Source organism: Streptosporangium becharense (assembly GCF_014204985.1).
GTDB lineage: Bacteria > Actinomycetota > Actinomycetes > Streptosporangiales > Streptosporangiaceae > Streptosporangium > Streptosporangium becharense.
Genome location: NZ_JACHMP010000001.1, coordinates 6,252,326 through 6,269,842, shown reverse-complemented (window position 1 = coordinate 6,269,842; position 17,517 = coordinate 6,252,326). Strand labels below are relative to the sequence as shown.

Genomic DNA, 17,517 nt, shown 5'->3' with positions numbered 1-17,517 from the left:
CGTCGCACCCGTGTGCCCCTCTCACCGATCCGCAGTGAATCCGATCGGTTACGGAGTGTATTAGTGGGTGCGCGCCGGTGAATCGCGATGTGTGGAAACGGAGAAGGGATTCCGGTATCGAATCGGCCGGGTCACCTGACTGAGCCGAGCCGCCGGCCGGGCCGAGTCCCGGGTCGCCCGTTGGCTGCGGTGATACAGCCGGAGCCCGCCCGGGGTCCAGGTCCGGGTCCAGGGCCGGTTCCAGGTCCAGGTCCAGGTCCGGCTCCAGGTCCAGGTCCAGGTCCAGGTCCGGCTCCGGCGAACTCTCACCGGGATCTCGCCTCCACCAGTGCGGACAGGCGCCTCACCTCAGGATGGCCGGAGTCGAGGGTGAGGCGCTTGATGCGCAGGGCGTCCCGGTAGCGCCGTCCCGCCTCCTCGGTGCGGCCTTGGAGATCGTCCAGGTACGCCAGGTTCACCTGGCACACCGCCACCTCGTAGTGGTCGGCTCCCAGGCGCTCGCGGAAGATGTCCATGGCCCGCCGCAGCGCCTTCTCCGCCTCGGCGTGCCGCCCCTGGTCGGTGAGCACCGCACCGAGCACGGCCAGATCCGCCGCGACGTGGTCATGGTGAGGGCCGGACACCCTCTGCCGGATCTCGATCGCGGCCCGCGCGTGGGCCTCTCCACCGGAGTCGCCGCGGGCGTGCGCGAGTCCCGCGAGATTGTGCAGGGCGTCGGCGCGCAGCGGATGATCGTCCCCGTGCCGCTCCAGACAGGCCAGCGCCTGCCGGTAGTACGTCTCGGCCTCACCGTACCGGCCGGTCTCCTTGCACAGCACGCCCAAGGCCAGCCGCACGGTCGCGCCGCGCTCGTGGTCCGTGGCGCTCACCAACGCGAGCGCGCGACGCAGGTGCGCCTCGGCCGTGATGTATCGGGCCTGCCTCCGCTCGATGTCGCCCATCCGGATCAACGCGTCGGCGAGCGATCCGTCGCGTCCCGGCTCGGGAGACGCGGGGCCCAGGAGCTCCGCCGCCCTGCGGGCGCACTCGTGCGCCTCCGCGTGGCGCGTGAGCCCGTGCCAGAGCGACGCCAGCGCCACCAGGAGCGTCGCGTGCCCGGCGAGATCCACCTGACGCGCCGTTTCGGTCGCCCGCCTCGCCCATCGCTCGCTTTCGGCGTACCACCCGCGGCTACGGCAGTAGACACCCCGCAGAAGACACCGCCGGATCACCCCGATCCGATGACGGCGGACGAGCCGGTCAATCATCGCTGAGGCGGAGGTCGCGGTGGCCTCTCCGGTCTGTGCCCTCCATGGTGACGGCCGGGAAGCCGGGACCGGTCATGCCGGCAGCCGACATACGCAGGTAATTGAACTTTCGCATGGTTTTTCCGCTCCGGGACGCGACCGTCCCTGCCTCGTCCCAGAATTCGCGGTTCGCCGGAAGCCGCCGGGCGGCCGAACCCGCACCGCCGGCACGGTGTCCCGGGCACCGGCGTCGACCGGGGTCGACGCCGGTGCCCTCACCGGACGGTCACTGGACCCCGTCCGGCGGCGGGAGACGAGCCGCTCAGTCGTCGCCGAAGGACGGCTCGCAGTGGTTGGCGACGCGCAGAGCCTCCGCCGTGCCGGTCAGCAGCACGGAGAAGGCAGGGACGGCCAGCACGAGCACCGCCGCGTACAGACGCTTGAACTTTCGCATGACTGCTCCTTGTCCGTGAACGAGATGCCCTCATTGTCACTGTGAGGACTTGTGATCCACTTGAGGCCCGTTTCCAGGGAACGCTCCGGAGTCGGTGAAGCGGCTCCCACGAGGACGTATCCATCGGGACCGGGGAGAAAGACATTTGTCGTTGACTTGACGACACTTGACACCGGACGAGGGCACCTTGACGGGCTCCCTCGCAGGGCCGCGCCGCTTCTCCGCACCGCGCAGCACCGGATCAGCACTCGCCCCGCCGCAGGGAGCTGAAGGTGTTGTCCCAGTCGCCGTAGACGTCGCTGGACCGACGCGGGTACTCGGGCAGGTGATCACCGGTGTAGCCGTGGCCGTCGTAGACGCACCAGGTGTCGTCGGTGTTGTTGAACAGGCTCGACGCCCGGTCGTTCAGCCTCTGCCGTCCGAGGTCGGGGGATCCGTGACGGAAACTGGCCATCCAGCCGGTGCCGCCGGGACCGTCGAACAGGCAGAAGTGGTTCTCCGGGCAGCGGCCGAAACCGGCCGGGACGGTACCGGCGCCGGCCCGGGTGTCGGGCCGGCTCTGAGCCTGGGACCGGACATGGCCTGAGCCTGGGCCCGGGTGTCGGGCCGGCTCTGGGCGTGGGCCTCGGTCCAGGCCCCGGCGGCCGTGAGGCCCGCGGCGAGGGTGAGGCTGAGAACGGTGGCCGTAAGAGTGATCGCGGCCTGTTCCCCGAGTCGGTGTCGGTTCACTTCGGGTCCTCCTGTGGGGTCACACCACCGGACGCGGTGGCGGGTTCGACAGGTGGATCGTCAGGTCGCCCGGCGGGCGGGCAGAAGGGGTTTCCCGTCCTCTCCGGAGAAAGGCGACGGGAAACTCCATGCGTTCGGCCGGACTCGGAACGTGACGGACTCACTGTCCCGGCTCCCCGGCGGACGAAGGCCGAAGCGGCCCCCGAACACCCTCGTCGTGGTGAATGGCCTGCTCATCGCGGGGTAGGGCGGGCGGTATGTCACAGGAACCCATCAGCGGCCAGCAGCCGCCCCAGACTCAGCCCTATCCCGGCACCACCGGGGAGATGACCCCCGAGCCCCACGACGAGATGCGGGGATACGTCGGCCGCGACCTCCTGGCGGGCCGGAAGGCACTGATCACCGGAGGCGACTCCGGCATCGGCCGGGCGGTGGCGGTGGCCTTCGCCAAGGAGGGTGCCGACGTGGCCGTCGCCTACCTGTCCGAGCACGAGGACGCCGAGCACACCAAGGAACTCGTCGAGAAAGAGGGGAGGCGGTGCCTGCTGCTCCCCGGTGACCTGGCCGACCCCGGGCACTGCCGGGAGATCGTCGAGGCGACCGTCTCCGCGTTCGGCGGGCTCGACCTGCTGGTCAACAACGTGGCGACGCAGTCTCCGGTCGACTCCCCCGAGGAGTTGTCCGACGAGCAGTGGGAGCGGACCTTCGCGGTCAACATCGACAGCTACTTCCGGGTGACCAGGGCAGCGCTCGCGCACATGCCCCGGGGCTCCGCCATCGTCAACACCTCCTCGATCAACGGGTTGCGCGGCAACAAGAGCCTGATCGACTATGCGGCGACGAAAGGCGCGATCAACGCCCTGACCTATTCGCTGGCGCAGGCCCTCGTCGACCGGGGCATCCGGGTCAACGCGGTGGCGCCGGGACCGGTCTGGACGCCGTTGATCCCCGCCACCTTCCCGGCAGAGAAGGTGGCGAAGTTCGGTCAGCAGGTGCCGATGGAGCGTGCCGCGCATCCGGACGAGATCGCGCCGTCCTACGTCTTCTTCGCGGCCGAGAGGCTGTCGTCCTACTACACCGGGGAGATCCTCGCCCCGATCGGCGGCGAGACCCTGCCGGGCTGAGCGGAACCGCGCGGAGCCGGGCTGAGCGGAACCGCGCGCGGAGCCGGGTGGGAGAGCGAAGAACGGGAGCGGTCGGCGCGTGAAGGGGAGACACCGGATGAGCCCACTCGCGGTCGACGACGCCGGGAACGAACTCGTCGCCTTCCATCGCCTCCCCGAGGAATCCCCGCCCGGCGGCGCCCCGCTCCCCCTCTCCCTGGTCGTCCTGTGGTCCCGCGGCCGGCTGCTCCTGGTGTTCAACCGTTACCGCCAGGTGTGGGAACTGCCCGGCGGGATGATCGATCCGGGTGAGACGCCCCGCCTGGCCGCCGTACGGGAACTGCACGAGGAGACCGGCCTGCGCGTCCCAGGGCTGTCCTTCTCCGGGTACGCGGAGTACGTCCTCGGGACCGAGCAGCGCAGGGAGTACGCGGCCGTGTACCTCGCCGGCGACACCGGCCTTCGTGGCACGTTCACCGCCGGCGACGAGATCGGAGACGTCGCGTGGTGGCACGGGCAGGAGCTCCCCGGCCGGACCCAGGTCCTCGACACCAGGCTGGCCGTACTGGCCCGGCCGGAGCCCGGACCCGCCGCGAGCACGCCCCCCGGCCCGCCCGGTTGAGCCATTCCTGTCCGGTTGAGACGTCACTGGCCGGTTGGGTGACCCTCACCCGGTCGAGCCCTCTGCTTGGTCGCCCCCGCCCTGCCGAACCCTTCGTCCGGTCGAGCCGCCCCTGTCCGGGAAGGGAGGCCGGGTCCCCGCGCCGGCCTCCCCGCCGGGGTCAGAAGTCGTCGGCGGTGCGGATCCGGTCGCGGATCCAGACCCCGGCCTCCTTCAGCCGGCCGGTGCCGGTCCAGGGGCCGCCGGCGTCGCACGTACCGGTGGTGAAGACCGCGCCGGAGCGGTGGTCGTCGGAGAAGTTCCAGTTCACCCAGCTGATCTTCTTGTTCGCCATGAGGTCGAGGTACTGCTGGGACCGGGTGAAGTCGTTGGTGCCCTCACCCGCCGAGTTCTGCGTGCCGAACTCGGTGACGAACATCGGGATGCGGTCGGCCGCGCGGGACAGCGCGTTGAGGTACTTGCCGTCGTGCGTGGCCGCGTAGAAGTGGAAGGTGTACATGATGTTGGAGGCGTTGACCGGGTTGCCGACGACCTCGGTTTCCGTGGCGCCGTCGGACACGCCGAGCGAGGACCAGGCACGGGTGCCGACCAGCACGATTCCGTCGGGGTCCTGGGCACGGATCACCGGGATGACCTGCTCGGCGTAGCTCTTGATCGTGCTCCAGCTCACGTGGTTCGGCTCGTTGGCGATCTCGTAGAGGACGTTCGGCCGGGAGGCGTGCCGCTGGGCGATCTCGGCGAAGAAGGTCTTGGCCCGGCTGAGGTTGTGGTTGGGGTCGCCGGGGTCGAGCATGTGCCAGTCGACGATGACGTACATGCCGCGCGCGCTGACCTGCTCGATGAGCGAGTGCATGAGGTCGGTGAACGCCCGCGGGTTCGTCTCGTAGCCGCCTTCCTGGATGTACATGGACAGGCGGACCACGTCGGCCTTCCAGTCGGTCGCCAGCGCGTCCAGCGAGCCGCCGGTGACGCACTGCGGGTACCACTGCAGGCCGTGGGTGCTCATGCCGCGCAGCTGGATCTGCTTGCCGTTCTTGTTGCACAGCTTGGTGCCGCAGACGTGCAGCTGTCCGTTGGCCGCGACGGGCGTGCCGCCCCCGCCGTCGCCCGCCTGGGTCCTCACGGTGACGGACGCGCTCCTGGCCGACTCGTTGCCCGAGGCGTCGCGGGCGGTGACGGTGTAGGTGTGGCTCGTCGAGGCGGCCAGCCCCGTGATCGTGGCGGTGGTGCCGGTCACGGTGGCGACCACGGTGGAGCCCTCGCGCACCCGGTAGTCCTTGACCGTGCCGCTGTCGTCGGTCGAGGGGTTCCACGCCAGGCTGATCGAGCCGGACGTGGCGCCGGTGCTCCGTAGGTTGGACGGCACGCTCGGCGGCGTGGTGTCGCCGGGGTTCTGCCCACCGCCGCATGAGGCCCCGTTGAGCGTGCAGCCGGTCGGCGAGCCCGAGCCGGAGGCGGTGAACCCGAAGGTGGTGCTGGCGCCGGGCGCCAGGGTGCCGTTGTACTCACGGTTCCTGAACGTGTACCGGTTGCCGCTGCCGGTCATCAGGGCGTCCCAGTAGGCCCCGGGGGTGGTCCCGGAGGGAAGGTCGAAGACGACCGTCCAGCCGTTCAGCGTCGTGGTCCCGGTGTTCTTGATCGTGTACTGGCCGGTGTAGCCGCTGCCCCAGTCCTGCGTCTTGACGAACGTCGCGGTGTCGGCGTGGGCCGCCGACGGGACGAGCAGGGCGAGCAGCAGGGTCAACAGCCCGGTCAGTATCAGGGCTGGGGTGGTGCGCCGCATCATCGCTCCTTGCGGGGGATAAGGGGGTCACGTCAGGCGCTTATTAGGAAAGTTTCCTAACATAAAACGTGACGTTAGGTCGTGACCGTCGACCGCACAAGGCCCAAATCTCCGCGACGGCAGCGTGATGCTCACCTGTCCGGCATCGACGGGTTACTCATTCATCAACGCGATGTCGCGAAGGGATGTCAGCTTCGGATCGCAGGTGCCTCCCAGATCCGAGGAGACCCATGTTCCGCCGACTCGGCCTCATCCTCGCGACCACGTTGACGACCCTGATGACGCTCCTGACGATCCCCCCGGCCACCGCTCCCGCCGCGGCCTCCGCGCCGCCTTCGCGGATCACCACGCCGCCTTCGCGGGTCACCGCGCCGCCTCCGGGAATCGCCGCACCGTCGCGGCTCGCCGCGCCACCCTTGCGACTCGCCGCGCCGCCGGCGGTCCTCAACGTCGCTCACCGCGGGGCGTCCGCGTATGCCCCGGAGAACACCGTCGCGGCCTTCGAGCTGGCACGCGAGCAGCGCGCCGACATGTTCGAACTCGACGTCCAGCAGACGAAGGATCACAAATTGGTCCTGATGCACGACACGACGCTGGCCCGTACCACCGACGTCGAACGGCTCTTCCCGGACCGGGCACCCTGGCGGGTCGGCGATCTCACCCTCGCGGAGATCCGGAGGCTGGACGCCGGTTCGTGGTTCTCCCCGGAGTACGAGGGCGAACCGGTGCCCACCCTCGGGGAGGCGCTGCGCGCGATGGACGGCAGCGGGCTCGGCCTGCTCCTGGAGGTCAAGGCGCCGCACCTGTACCCGGGGATCGAGGGCCGCGTCGCCGCCGAGCTGCGGCGCAACGCCTCGTGGCTGCGACCCGGCCGGCTCGTGGTGCAGTCGTTCGACTGGAACTCGATGCGCAGGTTCCACCGGGTCATGCCCCGGGTCCCGGTCGGCCTGCTCGGCACTCCGGCCGCCGCGCGACTGCCGGAACTGGCGAGGTTCGCCAGCCAGATCAACCCGCCGTACCGGGACCTCACCGCGGAGTACGTCCGGCGCGTCCACAGCCACCGCATGGACGTCCTCGCCTGGACCGTGGACGACCCGGCGACCATGCGCCGCTTGATCTCCTACCGGGTGGACGGCATCATCACCAACCGTCCCGGCACGCTGCGCGCGCTCCTCTCCCCTGAATGACCGCCGCCCGCCGGGCCGTGGGAGGGCGATCACGACCGGGAGACGGCGGTACGGGAGCGCGATCACGACCGGGACGGCACGTCAGCGGCGGTCCACCTCCGCGTACGGCAGCCCGCCCGACAGCGACGGGAAGCCCGGCCCCCGGTCGAAGAACGGGGCGTCGCCGGGCGCCGCGGCCCGCAGCCCGGCGCGGAGCCGGGCGGTGGCCTCGGCGTCCACCTGCGGTTCGTCCGCCGGGCCGAAGTCCGCCAGGCCGGAGTCCGCCAGGCCGGAGTCCGCCGGGCCGAAGTCCGCCGGGCCGCACAGCACCACCCCGTAGTCGTCGCGGGCACCCCCGGCGGAGACCTTGCCGTCGCGGACGTCGGCCGCCACCAGCTCCGGGTCGCGCTCCAGCGGGTCGCCCCACCCGCCGCCGCCGGTGGTCCGCACCCGGATGACCTCGCCCGCGCGGACCGGGGAGTCGTCCACCAGCCCCTCCATCGGGCGGCCCTCGATCTCCACGGTGAACGGCCGCCCGGCCCGGCCGCCGTTCACCCCCCAGCAGGACAGGATCGAACGGTCGGCGATGGACATGAACGAGGCGTCGCGGAGCATCCGCAGGTGCTTGTCGTAGCCGAGGCCGCCCCGGTAGAGGCCGGGGCCGCCGGAGTCGCGGGCCAGGCCGAGCCGCTCCACCCGGAACGGCCAGCGGGACTCGGCGAACTCCACCGGGATGTTCCGCGAGTCGGGCACCACGTGGATGGTGTCCTCCCCGTCGGCGTACCAGCGTCCGCCCGAGCCGCCGCCGAGGACCTCCCGCATCAGGTACGGGTTGCCGTCGGCGTCGGTGCCGTAGACGCCGGTGTAGCGGATCGTCTCCTGGTCGGCGGGCATCCGGCCGCCGGTCGCCTTGGCCAGCACCCCGGCCAGCACGCCCAGTAGCCGCAGGATGACGAACGTGCGGGCGTTGGTCGGCGCCGGGAAGATCGGGGTGAGCAGGGTGCCCTTCTCCGGGAACCGCATCTCGATCAGCGGGACGACGCCCTCGTTGACGTCGAGCTCGGCCATCCGCTCCGGGGTGTCGGCCAGGTTCCGCAGGATCGGCGCCAGCCACTTCTTCAGGAACACCCCGTCGGCGTAGTCGCCCGCGTGGTTGATCGGTCCCTTGGCCTGCGGCGAGGTGCCGGTGAAGTCGATGACCAGCGGCGCCGGGGCCGAGTGGTCGACGGTGAGGGTGATCCGCTGCGTGTGCAGGCGGGGTTCGTCCACGCCGTCGTGCTCGGCGTAGTCCTCCCACACGTGCGTGCCCTCGGGGATCTTCGCCAGCAGCTCCCTGCGGAACGTCTCGGTGGTCTTGGAGATGATCGCGTCGAAGCACGCCTCGACCGCCGCGCGGCCGTAGCGGTCGAACAGCTCCCCCAGCCGCCGGGCGCCCATCAGGCACGCCGAGCACTCGGCGTCCAGGTCTCCGGCGAGCGAGTCGGGCATCCGCGAGTTGCGGGTCATGATGGTGAGCGCGGCCCGGTTGGGCACCCCCTCGTCCCACAGCTTGATCGGCGGGACCATCAGGCCCTCCTCGAACACGCTGCGCGCGTGACTGGGCATCGACCCGGGAACCGCCCCGCCGATGTCGTCGTGGTGCCCGAACGCCTGCACGAAGGCGACCACCTCGCCGCCGTGGAAGACCGGGACGGTCACGCACAGGTCCGGCAGGTGCCCGATGCCGCCCTCGGAGAGGTAGACGTCGTTGTGGAAGAACACGTCGCCGGGCTTCATCTCCGTGATCGGGAAGTCCCGCACGATCGGCTGGACCAGCGCCGAGTACGACCGGCCGGTCAGCTTGCGCAGCCGCACGTCGTGGATGCCCGCCCGGAAGTCGTGCGCGTCGCGGATCATCGGCGACCGGGCGGTCCGCGCGATGGCCGTCTCGACCTCCTTCTCCACCGAGGAGAGCGTCCCCTCGACGATCTCCACCAGCACCGGGTCGGCGGTGACCGTCCCCTCAGCCGTGTTCGTCCAGCCCGCCGTGTTCGTCCCGCCCGCCGTGTTCGTCCCGCCCGCCCTTTTCATCCCGCCCGCCGCGTTCGTCCCGCCGTCACGCACGGCGCACCTCCAGGTTCCCGAACTCGTCCATGGTCGCCGTGAAGCCGGGGTGGACCGGCAGCGTGGAACCGTACTCCTCCACGACCGCCGGGCCGTCGATCCGCGCTCCGGCGGACAGGTCGGCGCGGCGATGGACGGGCGCCCGGCCCCACCCGTCGTAGCAGACCTCGCGGAACCCGGCGGGCTCCGGCCGTCCCGTGCCGTGCGGCCTGCGCGCGACGGCCGGGCGGGTGATCGGGCCGATGCCGGAGACCCGCAGGTTGACCCACTCGACGCCGTGCCGGGGGTCGTCGCGGTAGCCGTACCCGTAGAGCTTGTGGTGCTCGATGTGGAAGCGGTCGAGCACCTCCGCCCTCCACGCCTCGTCCGGCGGACCGGCCGGTGCGGGCACCCGCACCTCGTACGCCTGCCCGTAGTAGCGCAGGTCGGCGCTGCGCGCGTAGACGTGCGCCTCGGCGGGGAACCCCTCCCGGTCCAGGGCCGCCGCCGCCTGCTCCTCCAGGTCGCCGAAGATCTCCGCCGCGGCCTCCGGGGACAGGTCGCGGGTGACGAAGGTACGCACGTAGTCGTTCTTGACGTCCACGGTGAGCAGCCCGAACGCCGAGACGTTGCCCGGGTCCGGCGGGACGATCACCGACGGAAGGCCGAGGATGTCGATCAACCGGCAGACCAGCAGCGGCCCCGAGCCGCCGAAGGCCACCATCGGGAAGTCGCGCACGTCCAGGCCGCGCTTGACGGTGATCTGGCGGATCGCGTTCGACTGGTTGAACGCGCTGATCTCCAGGATGCCCGTGGCGGTCCGCTCCGGGGTCAGCCCCAGCTTGCCCGCCAGCGCCTCGATGCCGTGCCGGGCGGCCTCCGCGTCGAGCGGGATCTCCCCGCCGAGCAGGTGCGGCGGGACCCGCCCGAGGAAGACGTGCGCGTCGGTGACCGTCACCTCGGTGCCGCCGCGGCCGTAGCAGAGCGGCCCCGGATCCGCCCCGGCCGAGCGGGGCCCGACCTTGAGCGTGCCCTCGGGGGAGATCCACGCGATCGACCCGCCGCCCGCCCCCACGGTCACGATGTCGATCATCGGGATCTTGCACGGGTAGCGGCCGATGCTGCCCTCGGTGGTCAGCGACGGCTCCCCGTCGACCACCACGGCCACGTCGGTGGAGGTGCCGCCGCCGTCCAGGGTGATCACCGACGGGTGCCCGGCGGTGGCCGCGATCAGCGCGGCGCCGAGCGCTCCCGCCGCCGGGCCGGACAGCACGGTGGTGATCGGCTGGTGCACCACCTCGGCCGCCGACAGCACGCCGCCGTTGCTCTTCATCACGGAGAACGGCAACCTGCCGCTCCCGCCCGCCCCCGCGGCGGCGGGCTCCGCGGCGGTCCCGCCCGCCCCCACGGCGGCGGGCTCCTCGGCGCTTCCGGTCGTCCCCGAGGCGGCGGCCTCCTCGGCGCTTCCGGTCGCGTGCGCAGCGGCCGCCTTCTCCGGCCGGCCCGTGACCTCCGCCCGGCCCGCCGCCTCCACCGCCCGGCCCACGACCTCCAGGCGTTCGGCCAGGTTGGCGATGTAGCGGCGCATGGTCGGCTTGACCGCGGCGTCCACCAGCGTGGTGACCGACCGCTCGTACTCGCGGTACTCGCGCAGCACGTCACTGGAGATCGACACGACGGCGTCGGGGTGCTCGCGCTCGATGACCTCGCGCATCCGCACCTCGTGCGCCGGGTTCGCGTACGAGTGCAGGAAGCACACGCCGATCGCGATGATCCCGCGCTCCCGGAACCACCTGGCCGCCGCCACCGCCTGCTCCTCGTCGAACGGCCGCACCTCGGCGCCGGTGTGGTCCAGGCGCCCGCCGACGGTCCTGATCCGGTGCACCGGGACGATCCGGGGCGGTTTCACCCAGAAGTAGGAGTTGCCGTAGCCGTCCGGAACACTCTGCCGGGCGATCTCCAGGACGAACTCGAAGCCCTCGGTGGTGACGAAGCCCAGGTCGGCGATGCGGTCTTCGAGGAGCTGGTTCGTGGCGACCGTGGTGCCGTGCACGACGGCCGACACGGCCTCCATGCCGACGTCCTCTGGGCCGACATCCTGTGGGCCGCTCCCCCCGCCCCGCGACCGGGCCGCCTTCCGCAGGACCTTCCGCACCCCCTCCATGAACCCGTCGGCCGGGTTGGCGGGTGTGGAAGGGGTCTTGGTCGTGGTGATCTCACCGGTCTGCTCGTCCACCACGACCACGTCGGTGAACGTGCCCCCGGTGTCGACCCCGATACGGACGCTACGCATGCCACCGTGTCTACCCAGTTCTGGCATGTCCGCAAATCGGCGGACCCTGCCGAAGCTGGGCAGGGTCCTTGGGCAGTGTTACCGGGCCTCAGCGGCGACGGGCCGGGGCCCGGAGGGTGCGGCATGGCCTGCGGCGGCGGGCGGAGGTTTCGGAGGTGCGGTCCGGTCGCCGGCGACGGTCAGGGGCCTCAGGGCGTCACCTCTCCCCCGCCGGAGCCGGACGGGGCCGGACGGGGCCTCGGGGCTGCCGCCGATTCCTCTAGCGGTTGCGGCGGGGGCCCATGGTGGTGTTGATCACCGAGTCGGCGTCGTGCGCGTGCACCTTGGCGGCGAGGCGGATGGCCACCTCGTTCGCGCGGCGCAGCTCGGCCTCGACCCGGTCCTTGCCGGACTGGCCCACCTGAACCCCGAAGTAGGCGCCGATGATGGCGCCGGCGACGCCGACGAGCCCGGCGAACGGCGCGGCCGTGTCACCGTTGCGCAGCGCGATCACCACGAACGCCACCAGGATGACCACGAGCCCGGTCAGGACGACGAAGAACCCGTACCGCCAACGGGCCGCCTCCGCCTGCGCGGCGACGGTCTCGTCCTCGCTCATCATCGCCGCGAGCGCGGAGGGCATCTCGGCCCCGTCACCGGACACCGGGGCCGGAGAGGACCCCGACACCGGGATGACGGACGTGATGGCGGGGGCCTTGTTGTTCGGGGCGGAGGTCTTGGTGGTCGTCACAGGTTCTCCCACATTTCTCTAGGTCAGCAGGAATCTCCCACGCTTTGCGTGAACAAGCCAAGTCAGCGTATGTCAGCACGGGATAGCCCACCTTTACCTGCGTACCGCCTGCCCAAACCCTCCCATCGGACCCACTAGGCTGACCGTCCGTGACCGAACTGCCCGTGATCGAACCGTCCGCCCTCTCCGCCGTGCCCACCGGCACCCGCGACGGGGTGCTGCGCTTCTACTTCGGCCCGATGGACTGCGGCAAGTCCACCCTGGCCCTGCAGATGAACTACAACCACGGCCGCCAGGGCAGGCGCGGCCTGGTGCTGACCAAGCACGACCGTTCCGGCGGCCCCCAGGTCACCAGCCGGATCGGTCTGGGCAGCGAGGCCGTCGAGGTGCACGACGACCTCGACCTGGTCGCCCTGGTCCGCGGGCACGCCCCCGTCGACTACGTCATCTGCGACGAGGCGTGCTTCTACACCGTCGAGCAGATCGAGCAGCTCGCCGACCTCACCGACGACCACGGCATCGACGTCTACGCCTTCGGCCTGGCCTCCGACTTCCGCTCCCAGATGTTCCCCGCCGCCCAGCGCCTGTTCGAGCTGGCCGACGAGATCAACCGCCTCCAGGTCGAGGTCCTGTGCTGGTGCGGCCGGCCCGGCCGCCTCAACGCCCGGATCGTCGGCGGCAGGATGGTCCGCACCGGAGAACAGGTCGTCATCGGCGACACCGGCCACGCCCCCGTCCGCTACCAGGTCCTCTGCCGCCGCCACCACCGCTCCGGCGACCTGGGCCCGTCCGACTGATCCTTTCCGTGACCACTGACAGGACGACGAGCCGGGCGCCCACACCGGGAAGCCGACACCTACCATCGCCAGCCAGTCCCACCCGCTGCAACCACCGCCGAGGAGACGGGCTGATGACGAATTTCCCCAAGTGGTCGGACATCCGCGCTGACATCGTCGACCGCTCCGGCGGCGAGGAGGCCGTCGCCGAGGCCCGTCGCCGCAACCAGGCCTACATCGACGGTCACCGACTCGCCGAACGACGTAAGGAACGCGGCCTGTCGCAGACAGACCTGGCTGAGCTCATGGGCGTCACCAAAAGCCGTGTGTCCCAGATCGAACGCGGCGAGGTGTCCACCATCGAGGCCGTCGCCCGCTACGTCCAAGCTCTGGGTGGCCAGATTCAGGTGTCGGCCGTCTTCGGCGACGATCTCTACATCCTGCGCGGTACCGACACCCACGCCGCATAGAGCAATCCTGTGGGCCACTCCCGGAACAGGATCGACCGGAGTCCGCCACCCTCCCAGGTGCGACTCCGGCGATCCGCCTGATGCGACCGGCGATCGAATGCCGTCAGCCGGCCAAAGCCGTCAAACCGCGCAGTACCCCTCGTCATCACAGACGTCCGCTCCGTCCCGCACGTCTCGTGCCTCCGTCGCGGCCTTGACCGCCCGGGCGGCCGGGGACTGCCCGGTACGCTCGGCGACCTCCTCCAGCGCCGCGAGTAGGGTGTCCTCCGGCTGGGCACCGGAGACGGCGAACTGGCCCTCGAACAGGAACAGCGGCACCGCGGAGACCCCGAGCGCCCGCCCGCGCGCCAGTTCCTCCCGCACCGCGGCAGCGCCGTCCTCCCCGTCGAGGTCGGCCTTCACCCCGATCCGGTCGGCGAGCCCGGCCAGGACCTCACGCGAACCGATGTCGAGCCCGTCGGTGAAGTGCGCACGAAACAGCCCGTACAACGCCTCCTCCCCCTTGCCCTGCTCCACCGCGAGCTGGATGAGCCGGTGCGCGTCGAAGGTGTTGGCCTGGATCGCGTGGTCGAAGTCGAGCGCCAGCCCGTCCTCCGCCGCGGCCCCGCTCACCCTGGCGAACATCTGCGCCGCCCGCTCGGCCCCGCCGAACTTCCCGGCCGCCCAGTCGCGGGTGAGCTCCCCGTTCGACTCCGCGTCCGGCGCGAGCTGGAACGGCCGGAACTCGACCTCCACCTCACCGCCCTTGGCCCGGTAGCGCTCCACGGCGCGGGCGAAGCGGGTGTGCCCGATGTAGCACCAGGGGCAGACGACGTCTGAGTAGATTTCAACCTTCACGTCACGCTGCAACCGGCTCCGGGACCGGCTGATTCCGCGGGACCGCCCTTTTCGCGAGCGCGGGTGCCGATGCGGGTATGCGGGTGCGGGTGCGGGTACACGGACGCGGACCGAGTGCGGGTGTGCGGACACGGGTGCATGAGCGCGGACACGGGTGCGGGTGCGGGTGCGCGGACGCGTCATGCGGGCGGAAGGGCAGCGGCCTCCCATTCGGCCTTCGTCAGCGCGTACTCCACCTCGCCGTGCTCGTCACCCGGGATCGGCTCCGGGAAGTCGTCGTGGAAGGTGCGGACGTACCGCAGACCGGCCTTCTCCATCACCCGCCGGGAGGCGGCGTTGACCGTCATCGTCTCGGCGTACACCCGCTCCACGCCCGCCCCCGTGAACCCCTTGCGGATCAGCGCCCGCGACCCCTCGGTGGCGTATCCCCTGCCCCAGGCCGAACGGCGCAGCCGGTAGCCCAGCTCGATCCCCTCGCGAACGGTGCCGTCGGCACGCGTTCCCACCGGGTTGGGCCGGAAGAGGAACCAGCCGAGGAACCCCCCGGTCGCCTTCTCCACCGCCACCCAGTAGCCGTAACCGTCGTAGCGCTCGTAGAAGGCCGTCCACCGTGGGATGACCTCGTCACGCACCACCTCACGGGGCGTCGGCCTGCCACCGGTGAGATACCGCATCACCTCGGGGTCGCCGTCCAGCGCGACGAGATCGTCCAGGTCGTCTTCCGTCACCCGGCGCAGCACGAGCCGGTCGGTCTCCAGGAATACCCGCATCGGCACATCCTCGCCGGTGCCTCCTGAGGAGGGCAACGAGATCACCGTGGACGACGACCTGTCTCTCGGATACCGGCGTCGAGCGTTTTCCGATGCGCGTCGCCGGACCTCCCGCTCGGGAACGACGCGATCCCCGCCGACGCGGCTCCTGGGCCGGCGAAGGCGGAGACGGGGGTGCAGCTCACGCGTCGGCCGAGGCGTTCTCCTCCCGCTCCATGCTGTGAGCCAACTCGTCCGCCAGACCGCCCAGGCCGTGCGTGCGGGCACCGGCCACCATCATCCGGAGGTCATCGGACACGCGCCGGGAACGGACACCCGCCGCGTCCCGCACGGCCCGGCGCGCCTCGCGTTCACCGGCCTCCCGGTCCCCGGCGCGCATGTGCAGGACGGCGAGGCGCGTACGGCAACGCAACCCGGTTCGCGTCCGGCCGCCCTCAAGCCTGGCCAGAGCCGACGACAGGCGTTCCCGTGCCCGGGTGTCCTCGTCGAGGGCGAACAGCGCCAGGCCCAGGGCACTGTCGTGGTGCCCGGGAGAGACCGTGATGCGCCGGGCCCATTCCGGGGAGGACGCCGGTCGCGGTCTGTTCAGCGCCTCCTCGGCGAGCTCCACATGTCGCAGCCCCGCCTGCCGGTCGTGGGCCGCGGCGCAGTGCCGGGCGGCGACGGCGTGCAGGTTGGCACGCTCCGTGAAGCTGATCCGCTCATCACCCAGCGCCAGCCGGAGGATCTCCACGCCTTCCGAGGGGCGGCCCGCGTCGGTGACGACGGTGGACAGGTCGAGCATGACGTGGGCACGCAGGTCCCTGTCGGCGCCGCGCGCGGAGTTGTCCAGAGCCAGGGTGAGCACCCTGGTGGCGTTGGCGGTGTCACCCGCGTCGTAGACCGCCCAGCCGAGGCGGTCGGCCAGCAGCCCGATGGCCGACGACAGGCGTTCGCGAACCTGCGGGATCATCGGCCGCTCCAGCAGCTCGACGGCCCAGCTGAGGGAGCCGCGGGCCATCGCCGCCGCCATGATGCCGCCGTGGGCCAGGTCCATCCGGGTGTAGAGGTCGGCGGCGGCTTCGACCGCCTGGACTTCGGCGAGACCGACACGGGCCGGATCTTCGCCGTTCAGACCGTCCAGAAGCCGGGCGATCGGCTCCAACGCGGCCGACCCCACAGATGCCGCCGCGATGATTCCTAGAACGCTTCTACGTTTCATATCTTCCACATTGTCCGGTAAGAGGGATTCCCTGTCCGTTGCCGCAACATGCGCACCCAACGCCTCTGAGCCTGAAAGACCGGTGTTACGGCGGAGGCGCCGGGCGGTGGCTTACGGCGATCGGTTATCCCGGAGGTATGAGGTATGCCGAGGGCGGCGGGCTGACCGCCGCAGAACGCGTCCGGCGGGAGCAGTTGCGTTTCGCGGCCGCGGACCTGTTCGCGCAAGGAGTGTCGGCGCCGGAGGTGGCGCGGCGGTTTCGGGTGAGCCGGATGTCGGCCAACCGCTGGTACCGCGCCTGGCAGGCCGGCGGACCGGAGGCGCTGGCCTCCAAGGGGCCGGGCGGGGAGAAGTGCCGGTTGGACGAGCGGCGCCTGCAGCGGCTGCGGGCCGAGTTGGAGCGCGGTCCGGCCGCGCACGGATACCTCGAGGACCAGCGCTGGACGCCGGCCCGGGTCGCCGACCTGATCGCGGTCTTGTTCCGCGTCCGCTACACCCTGCGCGGGGTGTCGTATCTGCTGCACCGCCTCGGCTGGAGTCCGCAGATTCCCGTGCGGCGGGCCGTTGAGCGCGGCGAGGGGGTGATCGAGTCGTGGATCACCGAGGAATGGCCGGTGGTAAAAAGGCGGCGCTCGACCTGGGCGCCTGGCTGTGCTGGGAAGACGAGGCCGGGCAGAGTCTGAGGCCGCCCCGGGCGACCACCTGGGCGCCGCGCGGCCGCACTGCGGTGGTGACGGTGACCGGCAAGGGGTACGGGCGGGTGGCGCTGGCCGGGCTGGTGTGCGTCAAGCCGGGTGAGCGTGCCCGGCTGATGTATCGGGTCCTGATCCGGCGTGGGCAGCCGGGTGTGGGGTCAAGGGCTTCAGCCCTGCGCGGTTCACGGCGCTGCTGGATGCCGCTCATGCCCGGCTCGGTGGCGCGCCGCTCGTGCTGGTGTGGGACAACGACCGCCGGCGCCTGTCACGGGCGATGCGCACCGCGATCGAGGCCCGCCCTTGGCTGACGGTCTTCCAGCTGCCCGCCTACGCCCCGGAGCTGAACCCTGCCGAAGGGGTGTGGTCGGTCCTCAAACGCGGCTTGGCCAACCTCGCTCCCCATGACACCGACCAGCTCACCATGCTGATCAAGACCAAACTCAAACGGAGGCAGTATCGTCCCGTGCTGCTCGACGGCTTCATCGCCCAGACCGGCCTCATCCTCAAACCGCCGTAACCTCAGCCTTTCAAACTCAGCTGCAACCACGGTCGCGCACGCCATCAGTGCCAGTACCGAGGT

The 17,517-nt window shown here is 71.1% G+C and carries 16 protein-coding genes and 2 pseudogenes; 7 read left to right on the top strand and 11 right to left on the bottom strand.

What is annotated here, in order from left to right; translation table 11 throughout:
* Positions 1-305 precede the first annotated feature (305 nt).
* From F4562_RS27425 to F4562_RS35985, 3 genes are all read right to left on the bottom strand, one after another.
* Positions 306-1,109 (bottom strand): tetratricopeptide repeat protein, encoded by an 804-nt coding sequence (locus F4562_RS27425; RefSeq protein WP_184541572.1) that lies wholly within the window; start codon positions 1,107-1,109, stop codon positions 306-308.
* A 439-nt stretch (positions 1,110-1,548) separates the two neighbouring features.
* Positions 1,549-1,680: a hypothetical protein gene (locus F4562_RS35990; RefSeq protein WP_260315951.1), complete on the bottom strand. Its 132-nt coding sequence runs from the start codon at positions 1,678-1,680 to the stop codon at positions 1,549-1,551.
* A gap of 241 nt (positions 1,681-1,921) precedes the next feature.
* Positions 1,922-2,314, bottom strand: a complete 393-nt coding sequence (locus F4562_RS35985) for a peptidase inhibitor family I36 protein (RefSeq protein WP_184541811.1) — start codon at positions 2,312-2,314, stop codon at positions 1,922-1,924.
* A 352-nt stretch (positions 2,315-2,666) separates the two neighbouring features.
* Here F4562_RS35985 and F4562_RS27415 point away from each other — a divergent pair, with 352 nt between their 5' ends.
* Together F4562_RS27415 and F4562_RS27410 are read left to right on the top strand one after the other, a co-directional pair.
* The gene (locus F4562_RS27415; protein WP_221206942.1) at positions 2,667-3,533 is read left to right on the top strand and encodes an SDR family oxidoreductase; all 867 of its coding nucleotides are present in this window, start codon (positions 2,667-2,669) and stop codon (positions 3,531-3,533) included.
* 97 nt (positions 3,534-3,630) lie between these two features.
* Positions 3,631-4,134, top strand: a complete 504-nt coding sequence (locus tag F4562_RS27410) for an NUDIX hydrolase (RefSeq protein ID WP_184541573.1) — start codon at positions 3,631-3,633, stop codon at positions 4,132-4,134.
* 160 nt (positions 4,135-4,294) lie between these two features.
* Here F4562_RS27410 and F4562_RS35325 read toward each other — a convergent pair whose 3' ends face one another.
* Both F4562_RS35325 and F4562_RS35320 read right to left on the bottom strand, forming a co-directional pair.
* Positions 4,295-5,341: a glycoside hydrolase family 5 protein gene (locus tag F4562_RS35325; protein WP_375782471.1), complete on the bottom strand. Its 1,047-nt coding sequence runs from the start codon at positions 5,339-5,341 to the stop codon at positions 4,295-4,297.
* A pseudogene (locus F4562_RS35320) lies at positions 5,315-5,917 on the bottom strand (cellulose binding domain-containing protein); the annotation flags it as partial. The gene F4562_RS35325 and the pseudogene F4562_RS35320, both read right to left, overlap by 27 nt.
* A 230-nt stretch (positions 5,918-6,147) precedes the next feature.
* Here F4562_RS35320 and F4562_RS27400 point away from each other — a divergent pair.
* Complete coding sequence (locus F4562_RS27400) at positions 6,148-7,104, top strand: glycerophosphodiester phosphodiesterase (RefSeq protein ID WP_246473579.1); 957 nt, start codon at positions 6,148-6,150, stop codon at positions 7,102-7,104.
* A gap of 81 nt (positions 7,105-7,185) precedes the next feature.
* Here the strand turns inward: F4562_RS27400 and F4562_RS27395 are convergent, their stop codons facing one another.
* The 3 genes from F4562_RS27395 to F4562_RS27385 form a co-directional block, all read right to left on the bottom strand.
* Positions 7,186-9,186: a hydantoinase B/oxoprolinase family protein gene (locus tag F4562_RS27395; RefSeq protein WP_311733997.1), complete on the bottom strand. Its 2,001-nt coding sequence runs from the start codon at positions 9,184-9,186 to the stop codon at positions 7,186-7,188.
* A complete protein-coding gene (locus tag F4562_RS27390; RefSeq protein WP_184541575.1) occupies positions 9,179-11,458 on the bottom strand; it encodes a hydantoinase/oxoprolinase family protein in 2,280 nt (759 codons plus the stop codon). Before F4562_RS27390 ends, F4562_RS27395 begins: the two co-directional genes overlap by 8 nt.
* A gap of 259 nt (positions 11,459-11,717) precedes the next feature.
* Positions 11,718-12,188, bottom strand: a complete 471-nt coding sequence (locus F4562_RS27385) for a hypothetical protein (protein ID WP_184541576.1) — start codon at positions 12,186-12,188, stop codon at positions 11,718-11,720.
* Between the two features lie 149 nt (positions 12,189-12,337).
* Here F4562_RS27385 and F4562_RS27380 point away from each other — a divergent pair, with 149 nt between their 5' ends.
* Positions 12,338-12,985: a thymidine kinase gene (locus tag F4562_RS27380; protein WP_311733998.1), complete on the top strand. Its 648-nt coding sequence runs from the start codon at positions 12,338-12,340 to the stop codon at positions 12,983-12,985.
* Between the two features lie 113 nt (positions 12,986-13,098).
* A complete protein-coding gene (locus F4562_RS27375; protein ID WP_184541577.1) occupies positions 13,099-13,434 on the top strand; it encodes a helix-turn-helix domain-containing protein in 336 nt (111 codons plus the stop codon).
* Positions 13,435-13,554: 120 nt separating this feature from the next.
* Here the strand turns inward: F4562_RS27375 and F4562_RS27370 are convergent, their stop codons facing one another.
* From F4562_RS27370 to F4562_RS27360, 3 genes and pseudogenes are all read right to left on the bottom strand, one after another.
* Positions 13,555-14,271 carry a DsbA family oxidoreductase gene (locus tag F4562_RS27370; RefSeq protein WP_184541578.1) on the bottom strand — a complete coding sequence of 239 codons (717 nt, stop codon included), beginning with the start codon at positions 14,269-14,271 and terminating at the stop codon, positions 13,555-13,557.
* A gap of 179 nt (positions 14,272-14,450) precedes the next feature.
* Positions 14,451-15,041, bottom strand: coding sequence for a GNAT family N-acetyltransferase (locus tag F4562_RS27365; protein ID WP_184541579.1), 591 nt, complete (start codon positions 15,039-15,041; stop codon positions 14,451-14,453).
* A gap of 181 nt (positions 15,042-15,222) precedes the next feature.
* A pseudogene (locus F4562_RS27360) lies at positions 15,223-16,329 on the bottom strand (NsdA family TPR-like regulatory protein); the annotation flags it as partial.
* A 50-nt stretch (positions 16,330-16,379) separates the two neighbouring features.
* On the opposite strand from F4562_RS27360, the gene F4562_RS27355 reads away from it, so the two are divergent.
* Together F4562_RS27355 and F4562_RS27350 are read left to right on the top strand one after the other, a co-directional pair.
* Positions 16,380-16,925: a helix-turn-helix domain-containing protein gene (locus F4562_RS27355; RefSeq protein WP_184541581.1), complete on the top strand. Its 546-nt coding sequence runs from the start codon at positions 16,380-16,382 to the stop codon at positions 16,923-16,925.
* Positions 16,926-17,169: 244 nt separating this feature from the next.
* The gene (locus F4562_RS27350; RefSeq protein ID WP_311733999.1) at positions 17,170-17,454 is read left to right on the top strand and encodes a transposase; all 285 of its coding nucleotides are present in this window, start codon (positions 17,170-17,172) and stop codon (positions 17,452-17,454) included.
* Positions 17,455-17,517 lie beyond the last annotated feature (63 nt).

Bases quoted from the DNA above. Each gene is read 5' to 3' on its own strand.
- F4562_RS35990 (WP_260315951.1), bottom strand. From the start codon at position 1,680: ATGCGAAAGTTCAAGCGTCTGTACGCGGCGGTGCTCGTGCTGGCCGTC.
- F4562_RS27415 (WP_221206942.1), top strand. From the start codon at position 2,667: ATGTCACAGGAACCCATCAGCGGCCAGCAGCCGCCCCAGACTCAGCCC.
- F4562_RS27410 (WP_184541573.1), top strand. From the start codon at position 3,631: ATGAGCCCACTCGCGGTCGACGACGCCGGGAACGAACTCGTCGCCTTC.
- F4562_RS27400 (WP_246473579.1), top strand. From the start codon at position 6,148: ATGTTCCGCCGACTCGGCCTCATCCTCGCGACCACGTTGACGACCCTG.
- F4562_RS27390 (WP_184541575.1), bottom strand. From the start codon at position 11,458: ATGCGTAGCGTCCGTATCGGGGTCGACACCGGGGGCACGTTCACCGAC.
- F4562_RS27375 (WP_184541577.1), top strand. From the start codon at position 13,099: ATGACGAATTTCCCCAAGTGGTCGGACATCCGCGCTGACATCGTCGAC.
- F4562_RS27365 (WP_184541579.1), bottom strand. From the start codon at position 15,041: ATGCGGGTATTCCTGGAGACCGACCGGCTCGTGCTGCGCCGGGTGACG.
- F4562_RS27355 (WP_184541581.1), top strand. From the start codon at position 16,380: ATGAGGTATGCCGAGGGCGGCGGGCTGACCGCCGCAGAACGCGTCCGG.